Here is a 14344-nt window from a genome sequence, read left to right as displayed (position 1 = left end):
CGATGATGTTCCTGCGCCTGCTTTTCGTACTGTTGATTGCACTCAATATCGCTGTGGGCGCATGGCTGCTGCTCGGACAGGACGATGTTCACGGGCGCAGCGCAAGCGATCCTGGCATTCCCGAATTGCGCTTGCTGAGCGAGCGTCCGGTGGTGCCCTCCACCAGCGCGCCCACCCCGGTGCCGTCCGCCTCCGTGGCTTCCGCACCAGCCGCTTCCGCGCCGCCGCCGGCCAGCGCTCCGGCCACGCCGCGCCAAACCACCTATACCTGTATGGCGCTGGGTCCGTTCGCCACGCCGATCGACCTGCGCAACGCACGTAGCGCGCTCAGCAGCCAGGCGGCGCGCATGCGTTCACGTCAGGAGCAGACCACGCAGAGCACCGGCTGGTGGGTCTATCTGCCCGGCGGCGGCACTCGTGACAGGGCGCTGGAACTGGGGCGTCGCCTCAGTGCTGCGAGCGTGGGCGATTACTTCATCGTGAGCGGCGGCGACCAGCCCAACACCATCTCGCTGGGCCTGTTCAAGGATCCGGCCAACGCGCGTCGCCGCCGCGACCAGGTGGCAGCGGCCGGTTTCCAGGCCCAAATGAGCGAGCGCACCGAAAGCGTGCCCGAGTACTGGCTGGACGTGGTGGTAGCTGACAATGGTCATTCCGATTGGCGCAGCCGCGTCCGCGGGGTGGGATCACACAGCACGGGCTGTTTTTGAGCTATCCGCTTTGGCGTCGGCATACGCTGGCCTGCTAGACTTCGGGTCCTTCGCCGGCATAGCTCAGTTGGTAGAGCAACTGATTTGTAATCAGTAGGTCGCGGGTTCGATTCCTGCTGCCGGCACCATAGAGGACATCCCGCATGCGCAACGTGCCTCTGGCCGTTCTTCTGATGCTGGCGGGGGCGAACGCGGCAATGGCAACGGACGCTCCGCTGGATGCCGGGCGGCTGGTGGAGCGCCAGCAGGCCGGACAGGCGCCGTTGCTGCTGGATGTGCGCCACGCCGACGAGTACCGCGACGGGCATATCGCGGGCGCGCTGAACATCCCGATGGAACAACTGGGTAGTCGCGCCAGCGCATTGGGTGTGCCGCGCGATCGCGAGATCGTGGTGTACTGCGTGTCGGGGCGCCGCGCTGCGCATGCGCAGGAGATACTGCAGTCGCTCGGCTACAGCCATGTACGTCTGCTCGATGGCAGCCTCAATGCGTGGCGGCAGCAGGATTTTCCGCTGGTGCAAGAGAGCGCCGGCGCTTCCAGTCATTCACTCTGACAGGTCTTCATGGTCAACAAGTCGCTATCCCTGATCGGCGTTCCCACCGACATCGGTGCGGGTCATCGCGGTGCCTCGATGGGCCCGGAGGCGCTGCGCGTGGCCAATCTCGCCGCCAGGCTGACACGGCGTGGACTGGACGTGCTCGACCGCGGCAACCTGCAAGGGCCGCTCAACCCGTGGTTGCCGCCGCAGGATGGCTATCGCCATCTGCCTGAAGTGATGGCGTGGAACGAGGCGGTGCACGCGGCCATCTATGCGGAGCTGAAGGACGGCCGCCTACCGGTGATGCTGGGTGGCGATCATTGCCTGGCGATCGGTTCCATCAGCGCCGTAGCACGTCACTGCCGCGAACAAGGAAAAAAGCTGCGCGTGCTGTGGCTGGACGCGCATGCCGACTTCAATACGGCCGAGGCCACGCCTTCGGGCAATATCCATGGCATGCCGGTGGCCTGCCTGTGCGGAAAGGGGCCCAAGGTGCTGGTCGAGCTGGGTGGGCACGTGCCCGCCACGACGCCGGACATGTACCGCCAGATCGGCATCCGCTCCGTGGACGAGGGTGAGAAGCGTCTAGTGCGCGAATCGCAGGTGAGCATCTTCGACATGCGCCACATCGACGAAGTCGGTATGAAGCGCACGATGGAAGAAGCGCTGGCCGATGTCGATGAGAACACGCACCTGCACGTCAGCTTCGACGTGGATTTCCTCGACCCGACCATCGCGCCGGGTGTGGGTACCACCGTGCGTGGCGGCCCGAACTATCGCGAAGCGCAGTTGTGCATGGAAATAATTGCCGACACCGGGCGCATCGGCTCGCTTGATATCGTCGAGCTCAACCCGGCTTTCGACAAAAAGAACCAGACCGCAAGGCTTGCCGTGGACCTGGTCGAATCGCTGTTCGGCAAGTCCACCCTGATCCGCTGAACGTCCTTACTACACAAACCTCAAAGAGCGCTCATGAAGACCCGCGTACTCACCGGCATCACCACTACTGGCACGCCGCACCTTGGCAACTACGTCGGTGCAATCCGCCCGGCAGTGGCTGCCAGCCAGCGCGATGACGTCGATGCGTTCTTCTTCATGGCCGACTACCACGCTCTGATCAAGAGCGACGACCCTGCGCGCATCGAGCGTTCGCGCCTGGAAATCGCCGCGACGTGGCTTGCCGCCGGTCTCGATCCGCAAAGAGTCACTTTTTATCGGCAATCGGATATTCCGGAGATTCCGGAACTGACCTGGTTCCTCACCTGCGTCACCGCCAAGGGCCTGCTCAACCGCGCGCATGCGTACAAGGCGGCGGTGGACAAGAACGCCGAGACCGGTGAGGACGCCGATGCTGGCATTACCGCGGGCCTGTACATGTACCCCGTGTTGATGGCGGCCGACATCCTCGCGTTCAACGCGAACAAGGTGCCAGTCGGCCGCGACCAGATCCAGCACATCGAAATGGCGCGCGACATCGCTCAGCGTTTCAACCACATCTATGGCCGCGAGTTTTTCGTGTTGCCCGAAGTCGTGATCGAAGAGCAGGTGGCGACATTGCCGGGCTTGGACGGACGCAAGATGTCCAAGAGCTACGACAACACCATTCCTTTGTTCGCGGGCGGACAGAAGCATCTACGCGAAACGATCATGCGCATCGTGACCGACTCGCGTCTGCCAGGCGAAGCGAAGGATCCGGACAGTTCTTCGCTGTTCACCATCTTCCGCGCGTTTGCCAGCGAGGCGGAGTCCATTGCGTTCCGGCAGGCACTGGTTGACGGCATTGGCTGGGGCGAGGCCAAGCAGGTGTTATTTGAACGTCTCGAAGTGGACGTGGCGCCGATGCGCGAAAGCTATGACGCACTGATGTCGCGGCCTGCGATGATCGAGGAGATTTTGCAGGATGGCGCCAAGAAGGCTCGCGCTCTTGCTGGGCCGAAGGTAGCGGAGCTGCGCGATGCGATCGGCCTGCGTTCGGGCGTGTCGATGGCGCCGCAGGCAAGTGCCGCCAAGGCCGCGCCCAAGGCGGACAAAATGCCGCGCTTCGCCAGTTTCCGCGATACCGATGGTAGCTTCCGTTTCCGCTTGTTCTCCGGCGATGGCGAAGAACTGCTGTTGTCGAAGTCGTTTGCAGACCCCAAGGCTGCCGGTGCCCTGCAGAAACGCATCAAGGAACTGGGCGCCGTGGCCGCCGTCGTGCAGGTGCAGTCGGGTGCGCTCGCCTTGGAGCTGGATGGCGAGCACGTGGCCGCCACGCCCGCTTACGAGGGCGAGCAGGCACGTGACGAAGCGCTGGCTCGTCTGCGTGGGGCACTGGATCAGCTCGCTGCACAGGAATGAATGCGGTGAGCATTAGCGTTAATGGAGTGATCTGATTCATGCGTTACCTCGCCATTCTGTTGCTGGCTCCCTGGCTGCTCATCCTTGGCTGGGCCTACTGGACCTATCCCAAGAGCCTGCCGCGTACGCGCCTGCGCCGCAGTTTCGACGTGGCGGCATTGCTGCTGTCGGCGTTTGCCGCGGTGCAGTGCGCCAACGCTGCGTTCGACACCGCCAGCGTGCCGGCCGTGGGCCAGTACGGCCCGGCTAGCGGCGCAATCTGGCAGCAAGTGCTGCCTGCGCTCTATGGCTATGGCGCCTGCGTGCTGGTGTTGGCGCTGGCGATGATCGTGCGCCACCTCGTGTGGCGTCCTCACGCGCACTAACCGACGGACGACTCCCATGCAGGACGTTGCACTGCAGAAATATCTCTTGCGCTTGTTTGAGCGCCACGACGTCGAGCTTGAGCCTGACGAGGAATGGCTGATGACCGACGGTGATTTCCCCGCCGTGCGAGCCAGCTGGTACGACGGTGCGGCCGGTGAGCCCGGACGTCTGGACGTCGATATCGTGCTGAGCGAAGACCGCCATATCGAGGAGAGCTTTGCGGGCAACGGCAGCGGTGAGGCTGGTTGCCTTGATGCGCTGGATGCGTTCGAGCGAAGCGTGTTCCATGTCCTGCTGGCGGCATGCTGGTACGTCACGGACGAGCGCCGCATGCAACTGCACAGCTGGGACCTCGGCGTGCGCACCTGGGACGTATTCGTCGGCCCTCTGTTGTCCAGTCGCGATGGCGTGATTGCGCTCGATGACCTCGTGCCGGCGCTGCGTTTGGCCATCCAGGGTGAGTCGCTCAGCCCGCAATTGCACTGGATACGACTGTTCTATCGTCGCGGCGACGATGGTCAGGTCAATGCCGAGGCCTTGCTCGACAACGCGCCATGGCCTGCGGGTGATCGCCTGCTCACCTCGGTGGCGTGGCCTGCTACGGACGCGGGCTACCGTGTGCATGGCTTCGTCGCGCTGGATATTCGCGACTATTGAGGTCGCCGCCAAACACCGTCGCGTCGGCGTGATACGCCACGCGACAGCGCAAGGCATGTCATGCGGGCAGTCCCCCTGCACATGAGGCAATGGTGCCTCATTCCCAGCGATTCAGATGCGGTCCGAATTTTTCGCGTTGCGGACGAACCACGCAGAAGCGATGGCCGCTTGGCGCCTGCATGACCCACCAGCGCTCGCGCACGAAAGCGACACGCGTGGCACCCAGTTTCTCCAGGCGCTCAACCTCGGCCTCGAGGTTGTCGGTTTCAATGTCCAGATGCACGCGACCCTCATGCTCCACGCGCTGCAAAAGGATGATCGGTTCGTCATCTTCCGTGGCCAGCTCGGCATAGCGGCCATCGCCATCCTGGTCGAGCGTGACGATGGATTTGCCGAGCGCGCGACTCCAGAAGGTGGCCGCCTCTCCAAGGTCCTTGGTCTGGCAGTCGATGACGACAGTGCATAGCCGACTGTGATGCATGATGCGCTCCTCGTGGTGCGGCAATGCTGTCCGTATAGCGGCGGAAGGGTCGAGACACCGTCAACGGGCAATCGCCAACCTCCCAAGCCGGGACATTGCGACCATGCGCCTCTACGGTGCGGGCGAAAACGCATGCTAGTTTGCCGCGACTTTTGGATAGTCGATGTCTGTGCAGGAGGCCGACATGACCGACACGTTCGATGATCTGCAAACCAGCTACGGTCGATGCCTGCGCCATGGCAGGTTCATTACCCGCTTCTATGAAATCTTCATGGACAGCCACCCGGATATCCCGGGCATGTTCCGCAACACGGACTTCAGCGCTCAGTACCTTGCGCTGCGTCGTGGCATCAGTGCGGCCATCGCGCACGCGGGTGGCAGCACGCTGTCGCGACGCATGATGACGGAGATGGCACAGGTACATAGTCGGCACGGTCGCGCGCCGGTTCCTCCTGCGCTTTATCCGTACTGGGCGGACAGCCTGCTGCGTGCTATTGCCGAGCATGATCCGGAATACGACTTCAAGCTTGAACAACGTTGGCGCGGCGCACTGGACCACACCACGGCGTATTTCATCGAGCGCTACTGAGCTCGTTTGGCTCAAAAAAAAGCCCCGGCATGACCGGGGCTTTTTTCGTCAGGCTAGTTGCCTCAGTTCGGCAAGCCCAGATCGTCCAGCATGGCCTTGAGGAAGCGTGCCGCTTCACCGCCGGTGGCGGCGCGATGATCGAAGGTCAGCGACAGCGGCATGCGGCGATGCACTTCGATACCACCGATCACGGCGACCACGTCATGGCTCAACTTGCCGGCGCCGATGATGGCGACGGTCGGCGGCACCACTACCGGCGTGGCATAGCGACCGGCGAACATGCCGAAGTTCGACAGGCTGATGGTGTAGCCGGACAGTTCCGAGGCCGGAATCGTGCGGTCTTCCACCTGCGTACGCAGGCGCTTGATCGCGGCGCGCACACCGGCGCCATCGAGCACGTCGGCGTTGCGCAGCGCCGGCACGAACAGGCCGTCCTCGGTGTCCACGGCGATGCCGATGTCCACGTGCGGATGCAGTGTGCGGGTGAGGTTCTTGCCGTCGAACCAGGCGTTAAGCGCCGGCACCGTCTTGCAGGCCACCACGATGGCGCGGATCAGTCGGGCGGTGATGTCCTGCTTGCCGATCCAGGCGTGCAGGTCGGCGTCGTCCACCAGGGTGGTCGGTACCACGTTGGCGTGGGCCTCGGCCATCACGCGCGCCATGTTGCGACGCACGCCCTTTAGCTGCTCCGGCTGGCCGCTGGCCTGCACGCTCGGCGGGGCCGTACGCACGGGCTTGCCGGCAAGCGAGGTGGGGCTGCGAGCCGGTTCTGGCTGCGGCAGTTCGGGGGCCAGATGACGGCCAGCGGAGGCGGGTACGGCGCGCGCCGGTGCGGCGCCCAGGGCGGCCGAGCCGTTGGCGGCAGCGGTCTTCACGTCCTGCATGGTGACCACGCCGTCGGCGCCGCTCGGGCGCACGCGGGTGAGGTCGACCTTGAGCTTCTTGGCCAGTGCGCGCACCGCGGGCACGGCCTTCACGCCGCCGATGCTGGCGGCCTGTTCGACGTGCACGTGACTGCCGCTGACCATGGCGCCGACCACGGTGCCTTCGTCTGCACGGTCGCTGGGGCCGTTGCTGTCGATCTCGCCACCCTCGTCGGAGGCGACGACCTTGTGCGCGTCAGCGGTGGCGCTGCCGGCGCCCTTCTTGGGGCCGTGGTGATGACCGGTGGACTCCGCCTCGGCGCGCTGCTTGGCGTTCGGATCGGGCTCGAACTCGGCCAGCGCCGAGCCGGTCTCGATAATGTCGCCGGCTGCCCCGTGCAGCTTGGTGACCTTGCCGGTGTACGGCGACGGCACGTCGACGACAGCCTTGGCGGTCTCCATCGAGCACAGCGGTGCGTCGAGCTTGATGTTGTCGCCTTCCTTCACGTGCCACTCGACGATGGTTGCGTCGGGGAGACCTTCGCCGAGGTCGGGCAGGTAGAACGTCTTGATGTCAGCCATGATGGTTCTCGCGAATTTTGTTTGGTCGTCATCCCGGCCAAAGCCGGGATCCAGTGTCTTGTTCGAGGCGCTGGGCTCCTGCTTTCGCAGGAACGACGAGCGCAGTTTGTGTCTTAGCTGGCCGCCAGCGTGCGCTTGGCGGCTTCCACCACGCGCTCGGTGCTCGGCATGTACTTCATTTCCAGGCGGAACAGCGGAATGTGCGTGTCAAAGCCGGTGACGCGCTCGACCGGCGCGAGCAGGTCGTACAGGCATTCTTCGGCGATGCGTGCGGCGATCTCGGCACCGAAACCAGCCGTCTTGGGCGCCTCGTGCACGATCACGCAACGGCCGGTCTTCTGCACCGACTCGGCGATGGTGTCGAAGTCCAGCGGAGTCAGCGTGGCCACGTCGATCACTTCGGCGCTGATGCCATCAGCAGCAAGCTCATCGGCCGCTTCCAGTGCTTCCTTCACCTGCGCGCCCCAGGTCACGATGGTGACGTCGGTGCCGTCGCGCAGCACGAAGCACACGTCCAGCGGCAGCGCCTCGCCGTCATCGGGCACTTCTTCCTTGTACTGGCGGTAGATGCGCTTGGGCTCGAAGAACATCACCGGATCCGGATCGCGGATGGCGGCGAGCAGCAGGCCATAGGCACGTGCCGGCGACGACGGCATTACTACGCGCAGGCCCGGGATATTGGTGAACAGATGCTCGTTCGCTTCGGAGTGATGCTCCGGCGCGCGGATGCCACCGCCCCACGGCGCACGCCACACGGCCGGCACGGTGATGCGGCCGCGGGTGCGGTTGCGCAGGCGGGCGGCGTGGCAGGCGATCTGCTCCATCATCGGATAGATGAAGCCTTCGAACTGCGCCTCGGCGACCGGCTTCATGCCCTGGGCAGCTAGGCCCACGGTGACGCCAGCGATGGTGGTTTCGTCAAGCGGCGTGTCGAGCACACGCAGCTCACCGAACTTCTCCTGCAGGCCCTGGGTGGCGCGGAACACGCCGCCGTTGACGCCTACGTCCTCACCGAGCACGACGACGCTGTCGTCATGTGCCATTTCATAGGCAAGCGCCTGGGTGACGGCTTCGATAAGAGTGATTTGTGCCATGGCTTAATGGGCCTTCTTGTCGAGCGAGAGGACGTAATCGCGCTGCTTGGCGAGGTCGGCGGGAACTTCGGCGAAGGTGTAGTCGAACATGGCGGTGACTGGCTGGGTCTTGGTCTCGAGGTAGGCATTCACCTCGTTGTCCATCCAGTCGTCGCACTCGACCTTCCAGGCCTCTTCCTTGGCGTCGTCCCACACGCCCTTGGCGACGAGCCAGTTGCGCAGGCGCTTCATCGGCTCCTTCGCCCAGGCGTCCTTCACTTCCTGCTCGCCACGGTAGCGGCGGGCGTCGTCGGCGGTGGTGTGGTCGCTGAGGCGATAGGTCACCAGCTCAAGCACGCTGCCGCCTTCGCCGTTGCGGGCACGGTCCAGGGCGTCGCCCATGGCCTTGCGCACGGCGATGATGTCGTTGCCGTCCACCTGGATGCAGTACAGGCCGGCGGCGATGCCCTTCTGCGCGAGCGTGGGCGCACCAGACTGGATCTTGCGCGGCACCGAGATGGCCCACTGGTTGTTCACGATCACCGCCACCATCGGCAGATTCTGCGCGCCGGCGATGTTGATGGCGCCGTAGAAGTCGCCCTTGGACGAGCCGCCGTCACCGATGGTGCACACGGCCACGCGCTTTTCGTTGCGGATCTTGAACGCCAGCGCGCTGCCTGCGGCGTGCAGGCACTGAGTGGCGATCGGCACCGACCAGGGAAAGTCGTGGCGTGCCGGTTCGTTCTGGTAATCGTTGCCGCGCTCGTCGCCGCCCCAGTACATGTACACCTCGCGCGGCTGCACGCCGCGGTAGAGCTGTGCGCCGTACTCGCGATAGCTGGGGGCGAACACATCTTCGGGCTTCATGGCGCTGCCAATGCCCACGTGCGCTGCTTCGTGACCGAGGCAGCTGGCATATGTGCCGAGCTTGCCGGTACGCTGCAGAGCGACCGACTTGGCGTCGAACACGCGGGTCGACAACATCAGCTTGTATAGCTCGACCATATGGTCGAGGTCCTTGGCGAATTCAGGCAGGTCATCTCTGACTTGCTTGCCTTCGGCATCGAGATACTGCAGGTATTCGATTTCAAACTTGGCGGCGATGGACACGACTCGCTCCCGGAGTGAGTAATGGTGGGGTATGGGGTGACGGGGCGGCGGCGGCCCATCCAGTGGGGCCAGGCGCGCACGTAATGCCCTGAGCAAGACCGCATTTGATAACAGGCGGCCATGTTGCGTCGCAAGGTACAGCGCAGCATGCGGGGTCGTACGGAACCTTCGTCAACACCGGTTAACATGCGCTTTTCCCGTGAGTTAGGAAGGTCATGACCGAGAACCAGCGCGACCTTGAGGCCGGTATCGAACTCGACCTGAATGGGCGACTGACCTATGGCGGCTACCTGAAGCTGGACACGCTGCTTTCCGCGCAACGCCCGCTCAGCGATCCACCGCACCACGACGAAATGCTGTTCATCGTGCAGCACCAGGTGGCCGAGCTGTGGATGAAGCTGATCATCCATGAGCTGAAAGCGGCCCTGGCGCATCTGCGCGATGACGACCTGGACCCCTGCCTGAAGATCCTGGCGCGCGTGAAGCATGTGCAGCGCCAGTTGTTCGAGCAGTGGGCGGTGCTGGAAACGCTGACGCCGTCCGAGTACCTGGAATTTCGTGGCGTGCTGGGTTCCTCGTCGGGGTTCCAGTCGCTGCAGTACCGGCAGATCGAATTTCTGCTGGGCAATAAGAACGCGCAGATGCTGCAGGTGTTCGCGTATGACCCGGCGGCGCAGGCTGAGTTGCGCGCGGTGCTTGAGGCGCCGAGCCTGTACGACGAGTTCCTGTGCTACCTGGCTCGTCGCGGCCACGCGGTGCCGCCGGAGCTGACCCAGCGCGACTGGTCGCAGCCGTATCAGCGGCATGAGGGGTTGCTGCCGGTGCTCAAGCGCATCTACGAGAACCGTGCAACGTATTGGCCGGAATACCACATGTGCGAGCAGCTGGTGGACATGGAGGGCAGTTTCCAGCTCTGGCGTTTCCGCCACATGAAAACCGTCGAGCGGATCATCGGACATCGTCGTGGTACGGGTGGTTCCTCCGGCGTGGCGTTCCTCAAGAAAGCGCTGGACCTGGAGTTCTTCCCGGAACTGCTGGACGTGCGCACCGAACTGGGTACGTGATCCGACTTGCCAGCTGGCCTGCATTTGACCGGGTGCAGGCAGCCGGTTACATCTTCCGGCCCATAACAACAAAGGTCCGCGCACAACGCGCCGGCCCGCTTCCAGGGGACTTTGCATGAGCAACACCGCCGTTACCGCGCCGTCGTCGGTGCCTGAATTTCCGCAAACGCTGGGACATCCGCGGCCGCTGTGGATGCTTTTCATGACGGAGTTCTGGGAGCGCTTCGCGTTCTACAGCGTGAGCTGGGCGTTGGCCTTGTACATCGTTGCCCATTTTTATCACGGCGATGCGTCCGGTGAAGCGTGGGCCAGCAAAATTTACGGAGGCTATACGGCGCTGATCTACGCCAGCAGCATTTTCGGTGGCTACGTGGCGGATAAGTTGATCGGCTATCAGCGGTCGATCCTGCTCGGTGCGCTGGTGATGGCGCTGGGACTGTTCGTGGTGATGCTGCCGAGCAAGGAGTTGTTTCTGTTTGGCCTATCGATGGTGGTCATCGGCAACGGCCTGTTCAAGCCGAATATTTCCTCGATGGTCGGCCAGCTCTACGGTCCGAAGGACGATCGCCGCGACCGCGGCTTCACCCTGTTCTACATGGGCATCAATGGCGGTGCCTTGCTGGCGCCCTTGTTGACCGGCTGGCTGGCCAGCTATTTCACCGATACGCCGATGCAGCAGAACTATCGGCTGGTGTTCGGCGCCGCCGGCGTTGGTATGGTGCTGAGCCTGTTCTGGTTCTGGTTCGGTCGTCGCGGCCTGCATGGTATTGGCCGACCGGCGCCGGAAGCGGCGAGCCGCCTGCGCGTGGTGTGGGTGCTGCTGGGCGTGATAGTGGCGGTGCCGCTGGTCTATCTGTTGTTGGCCTTCGTCGGCGCCAATGGCCTGCAATGGCTGCTGGGCCTGCTGTTCGTCGGCGTGGCGGCGATGCTGATCGTGGAGGCGGTGCGTCACGATCGCGTGCAGCTGCATCGGGTGATCGCGATGCTGATCATCTTCGCCTTCAACATTCTGTTCTGGATGTTCTATTTCCAGCTAGGCACGTCGTTCAACTTCCTTGCCGCCAACATGGTCGACCGAGAGATGTTCGGCGGCTGGATGTTCCCTGTGGGCTGGTTCCAGTCGGTCAGCCCGCTGGCGATTATCGTGCTGGCGCCGTTGGTAACGCAGGCCTGGTCCTTCCTGGCCCGGCGCAACAAGGAGCCTTCGATTCCACGCAAGTTCGGTCTTGGCCTGGTGTTCAACGGTCTGGGCTTCACCGCGTTGATGTTTGCGTTGTCCCGCCTGGTCGACGCCCATGGGCTGATCCCGTTCTGGCCGCTGACGCTTTGCTATGTGTTGCAGACCGTGGGCGAGCTCTGCCTGTCGCCGATCGGCCTGTCGATGGTGACCAAGCTGGCGCCGCCGCGACTGATCGGCGTGGCCATGGGCGGCTGGTTCCTTTCGCTGGCGGTGGGCGGCAACCTGTCGGGCCTGCTGGCCGGTCGCATCAGCGGAGAGAGCGGGATGACGGCCGCCTCCGCACTGAGCGGCTTCACTTTCAGCTTCTGGCTGCTGGCCGGCGCCGGCGTGCTGTTGCTGCTGATTTCGCCCCTGATCAACCGGCTGATGCACGGCGTGCGTTGAGCAGGCGAGATAGGCGAGGGTGGCTTTTGCTGCCGCTCTCGCTGCCTTGTGCGGGGCGTTGGTGGTAGCCACCAAGTTAGCTGTGGTGCTGGGTCTGGGCTGAATCGCAAAATGTTGCGGTGCATTTGACGGGTTGGCAGGCGGCCGGTTACACCTCCCGTCGTCAGTAACCCGGTCCGTACGTGACGTGCCGACCCGCAACCCCAGGAATGGCATGAGCGATACCACCACGACTTTTGTGCCGGCGGTGCCCGACTACCCGCAGACCCTCGGCCATCCGCGGCCGCTGTGGATGCTGTTCATGACCGAGTTCTGGGAGCGCTTCGCGTTCTACGGCATTCGCTGGGCGTTGACCCTGTACATCGTGGCGGAGTTCTTCAATGGCGAAGCCTCGGGCCAGGCCTTCGCCAGCCGCACTTATGGCGCATATCTGGCGCTGGTTTACGCCACTGCGGTATTCGGCGGTTACGTGGCAGACAAGATCATCGGCTACCAGCGTTCGATTCTGCTGGGCGCTTCGGTGATGGCGGTAGGGCTGTTCATGATCATGCTGCCCAACGAGCAGATCTTCCTGCTCGGCCTGGCCACGATCATCGTCGGCAATGGCCTGTTCAAGCCCAACATTTCCTCGATGGTCGGCCGGCTTTACGAGCAGGGCGACTCGCGGCGTGATCGGGGCTTCACCCTGTTCTACATGGGCATCAACGGCGGTGCGCTGATCGCGCCGCTGATCACCGGCTGGCTGGCCAGCGCCCTCACGGACACGCCCATGCAGCAGAACTACAAGCTCGTGTTCGGTGCGGCGGGCGTGGGCATGCTGATCAGCCTGGTGTGGTTTTGGATCGGTCGCCGCCAGCTCAAGGGCGTGGGCCGCCCAGCACCCGATCAGGCCAATCGCATGCGCGTGGTCTATGTGCTGCTGGGCATGCTCGTGGCCATCCCGGTCTTTTACCTGTTGATGGCGAAGGCCGGCGCCGTGGTGCTGCAGTGGCTGCTCACCGCGCTGTTCGTCGGCGTGGGGGCGATGCTCGTGATCGAGGCGGTGCGCAACGGTAAGGTGCAGATCCATCGCGTCATCGCCATGTTGATCATCTTCGCCTTCAACGTGCTGTTCTGGATGTTCTTCGAGCAGGCCGGCAGCTCGTTCAACTTTCTCGCGCAGAACATCGTCGACCGGGAGATGTTTGGCGGCTGGGATTTCCCCGTGGGCTGGTTCCAGTCGGTGAACCCTCTGGCCATCGTGGTGTTGGCGCCGCTGGTATCGGTGGCCTGGGGCTGGCTGGACAAGCGCCGCGCAGAGCCTTCGATTCCCCGCAAGTTCGGCCTGGGCCTGCTGGGCAATGCGCTGGGTTTCCTGGTGCTGATCTATGCGCTGGACAATCTGGCCGGCAGCAATGGCTTGATCCCGTTCTGGCCGCTGGCGCTGTGCTACGTGCTGCAAACCGCGGGCGAGTTGTGTCTGTCGCCGATCGGGCTGTCGATGGTGACCAAGCTGGCGCCGACGCGACTGGTGGGCTTGGCCATGGGTGGTTGGTTCCTTTCCACCGCGATCGGCAACAACCTGTCAGGGTTGTTTGCTGGTCACATCAGTGGCGAGACCGGCATGACCGTGGCCTCGGCACTCAGCGGCTTCACCTTCAGCTTCTGGCTGCTGACTGGCGCGGGCGCGCTGCTGTTCGTGATCGCGCCGCTGATCAATCGCCTGATGCACGGCGTGAAGTAAGGAATACCCCGCTACCGCCGTCATTCCCGCGAAAGCGGGAATCCAGCGACTTTCGATTCAGCGAAAGCCAAGGCACTGGATTCCCGCGTTCGCGGGAATGACGAGCAAAGGCTCGACGTTCACCTCACTTGGGCTCGACCGCCTGCAGCTTGTCGAGGATGCGCACCAGCCAGGTGCGCTCCTCGTGGTCGAGTTTTTCCAGCAGCTCGCGCTCATGCGTCCGCGCCATCGGCGCCACCACCTCGTGCACGGCCCAGCCGGCTTCACTCAGGCCGAGTACGGATCGACGCTTGTCGCCATCATGGATCGCACGGGTCACCCAGCCCGACTCCACCAGTTTCGCCAGTGCGCGGCTCACCGCCACTTTGTCCATCGCGGTGCGCTCCGCCACTTCGCGTGCCGATAGCCCGTCAAAGCGGGCCAGCACGGCCATCACGCGCCACTCCGTCATGCTCAGGTCAAAACGCCGCTGATAATCGTCGGCGATGGCCTGGCTCACCGTGTTGGAAAGGATGGAGAGCCTGTAGGGCAGGAAGTGTTCCAGCTCCAGCGGTGCGTGGTCGGGGTGATGTTCTTCAGGCACTGGTGCGACGCTCCTTGCAAATGGTTTCATATGTAACTATAAC

Annotated in this window: 15 protein-coding genes and 1 tRNA gene; 11 read left to right on the top strand and 5 right to left on the bottom strand. The window is 63.7% G+C overall.

The features are described from left to right. Positions 1-5: 5 nt before the first annotated feature. From AC3CBN_RS01545 to AC3CBN_RS01515, 7 genes are all read left to right on the top strand, one after another. The gene (locus AC3CBN_RS01545; RefSeq protein WP_488636639.1) at positions 6-710 is read left to right on the top strand and encodes an SPOR domain-containing protein; all 705 of its coding nucleotides are present in this window, start codon (positions 6-8) and stop codon (positions 708-710) included. Positions 711-762: 52 nt separating this feature from the next. Further along, positions 763-838, top strand: a tRNA-Thr gene (locus AC3CBN_RS01540). A 15-nt stretch (positions 839-853) separates the two neighbouring features. After that, positions 854-1264, top strand: coding sequence for a rhodanese-like domain-containing protein (locus AC3CBN_RS01535; RefSeq protein ID WP_488635073.1), 411 nt, complete (start codon positions 854-856; stop codon positions 1262-1264). A gap of 9 nt (positions 1265-1273) precedes the next feature. After that, complete coding sequence (gene rocF / locus AC3CBN_RS01530; RefSeq protein WP_488635072.1) at positions 1274-2188, top strand: arginase; 915 nt, start codon at positions 1274-1276, stop codon at positions 2186-2188. A 33-nt stretch (positions 2189-2221) separates the two neighbouring features. Continuing rightward, the gene (locus AC3CBN_RS01525; RefSeq protein WP_488635071.1) at positions 2222-3586 is read left to right on the top strand and encodes a tryptophan--tRNA ligase; all 1365 of its coding nucleotides are present in this window, start codon (positions 2222-2224) and stop codon (positions 3584-3586) included. A gap of 38 nt (positions 3587-3624) precedes the next feature. Next, positions 3625-3951 carry a hypothetical protein gene (locus AC3CBN_RS01520; protein ID WP_488635070.1) on the top strand — a complete coding sequence of 109 codons (327 nt, stop codon included), beginning with the start codon at positions 3625-3627 and terminating at the stop codon, positions 3949-3951. 16 nt (positions 3952-3967) lie between these two features. Beyond that, positions 3968-4609, top strand: a complete 642-nt coding sequence (locus AC3CBN_RS01515) for a DUF6348 family protein (protein ID WP_488635069.1) — start codon at positions 3968-3970, stop codon at positions 4607-4609. Between the two features lie 97 nt (positions 4610-4706). Here AC3CBN_RS01515 and AC3CBN_RS01510 read toward each other — a convergent pair whose 3' ends face one another. Then, positions 4707-5090: a VOC family protein gene (locus AC3CBN_RS01510; RefSeq protein ID WP_488635068.1), complete on the bottom strand. Its 384-nt coding sequence runs from the start codon at positions 5088-5090 to the stop codon at positions 4707-4709. Positions 5091-5274: 184 nt separating this feature from the next. On the opposite strand from AC3CBN_RS01510, the gene AC3CBN_RS01505 reads away from it, so the two are divergent. Beyond that, positions 5275-5679 (top strand): globin, encoded by a 405-nt coding sequence (locus tag AC3CBN_RS01505; RefSeq protein ID WP_488635067.1) that lies wholly within the window; start codon positions 5275-5277, stop codon positions 5677-5679. A gap of 62 nt (positions 5680-5741) precedes the next feature. Here AC3CBN_RS01505 and AC3CBN_RS01500 read toward each other — a convergent pair whose 3' ends face one another. The 3 genes from AC3CBN_RS01500 to pdhA all read right to left on the bottom strand — a co-directional run bounded on the left by AC3CBN_RS01500 (position 5742) and on the right by pdhA (position 9307). After that, positions 5742-7124 carry a dihydrolipoamide acetyltransferase family protein gene (locus tag AC3CBN_RS01500; protein ID WP_488635066.1) on the bottom strand — a complete coding sequence of 461 codons (1383 nt, stop codon included), beginning with the start codon at positions 7122-7124 and terminating at the stop codon, positions 5742-5744. A 113-nt stretch (positions 7125-7237) separates the two neighbouring features. Then, entirely contained in the window at positions 7238-8218 is a 981-nt protein-coding gene (locus AC3CBN_RS01495) for an alpha-ketoacid dehydrogenase subunit beta (protein WP_488635065.1), read from the bottom strand. A 3-nt stretch (positions 8219-8221) separates the two neighbouring features. Further along, complete coding sequence (gene pdhA, locus AC3CBN_RS01490; protein WP_488635064.1) at positions 8222-9307, bottom strand: pyruvate dehydrogenase (acetyl-transferring) E1 component subunit alpha; 1086 nt, start codon at positions 9305-9307, stop codon at positions 8222-8224. Positions 9308-9522: 215 nt separating this feature from the next. On the opposite strand from pdhA, the gene AC3CBN_RS01485 reads away from it, so the two are divergent. The 3 genes from AC3CBN_RS01485 (at position 9523) to AC3CBN_RS01475 (ending at position 13718) form a co-directional block, all read left to right on the top strand. After that, positions 9523-10371 carry a tryptophan 2,3-dioxygenase gene (locus AC3CBN_RS01485; RefSeq protein WP_488635063.1) on the top strand — a complete coding sequence of 283 codons (849 nt, stop codon included), beginning with the start codon at positions 9523-9525 and terminating at the stop codon, positions 10369-10371. A gap of 115 nt (positions 10372-10486) precedes the next feature. Further along, positions 10487-11995, top strand: a complete 1509-nt coding sequence (locus tag AC3CBN_RS01480; RefSeq protein ID WP_488635062.1) for a peptide MFS transporter — start codon at positions 10487-10489, stop codon at positions 11993-11995. Positions 11996-12209: 214 nt separating this feature from the next. Beyond that, positions 12210-13718: a peptide MFS transporter gene (locus tag AC3CBN_RS01475; protein ID WP_488635061.1), complete on the top strand. Its 1509-nt coding sequence runs from the start codon at positions 12210-12212 to the stop codon at positions 13716-13718. A gap of 124 nt (positions 13719-13842) precedes the next feature. On the opposite strand, the gene AC3CBN_RS01470 is transcribed toward AC3CBN_RS01475, so the two are convergent. Then, positions 13843-14331, bottom strand: coding sequence for a MarR family winged helix-turn-helix transcriptional regulator (locus tag AC3CBN_RS01470; protein WP_488635060.1), 489 nt, complete (start codon positions 14329-14331; stop codon positions 13843-13845). Positions 14332-14344 lie beyond the last annotated feature (13 nt).

The organism is Dyella sp. OK584, from assembly GCF_057787755.1.
This window is presented reverse-complemented; position numbering and strand designations above follow the sequence as displayed.

Coding starts and splice junctions, on each gene's coding strand:
- rocF (WP_488635072.1), top strand. CDS start 1,274: ATGGTCAACAAGTCGCTATCCCTGATCGGCGTTCCCACCGACATCGGT.
- AC3CBN_RS01545 (WP_488636639.1), top strand. CDS start 6: ATGTTCCTGCGCCTGCTTTTCGTACTGTTGATTGCACTCAATATCGCT.
- AC3CBN_RS01505 (WP_488635067.1), top strand. CDS start 5,275: ATGACCGACACGTTCGATGATCTGCAAACCAGCTACGGTCGATGCCTG.
- AC3CBN_RS01500 (WP_488635066.1), bottom strand. CDS start 7,124: ATGGCTGACATCAAGACGTTCTACCTGCCCGACCTCGGCGAAGGTCTC.
- AC3CBN_RS01485 (WP_488635063.1), top strand. CDS start 9,523: ATGACCGAGAACCAGCGCGACCTTGAGGCCGGTATCGAACTCGACCTG.
- AC3CBN_RS01470 (WP_488635060.1), bottom strand. CDS start 14,331: ATGAAACCATTTGCAAGGAGCGTCGCACCAGTGCCTGAAGAACATCAC.
- AC3CBN_RS01495 (WP_488635065.1), bottom strand. CDS start 8,218: ATGGCACAAATCACTCTTATCGAAGCCGTCACCCAGGCGCTTGCCTAT.
- AC3CBN_RS01535 (WP_488635073.1), top strand. CDS start 854: ATGCGCAACGTGCCTCTGGCCGTTCTTCTGATGCTGGCGGGGGCGAAC.
- AC3CBN_RS01475 (WP_488635061.1), top strand. CDS start 12,210: ATGAGCGATACCACCACGACTTTTGTGCCGGCGGTGCCCGACTACCCG.
- AC3CBN_RS01510 (WP_488635068.1), bottom strand. CDS start 5,090: ATGCATCACAGTCGGCTATGCACTGTCGTCATCGACTGCCAGACCAAG.
- AC3CBN_RS01480 (WP_488635062.1), top strand. CDS start 10,487: ATGAGCAACACCGCCGTTACCGCGCCGTCGTCGGTGCCTGAATTTCCG.
- AC3CBN_RS01520 (WP_488635070.1), top strand. CDS start 3,625: ATGCGTTACCTCGCCATTCTGTTGCTGGCTCCCTGGCTGCTCATCCTT.
- AC3CBN_RS01525 (WP_488635071.1), top strand. CDS start 2,222: ATGAAGACCCGCGTACTCACCGGCATCACCACTACTGGCACGCCGCAC.
- AC3CBN_RS01515 (WP_488635069.1), top strand. CDS start 3,968: ATGCAGGACGTTGCACTGCAGAAATATCTCTTGCGCTTGTTTGAGCGC.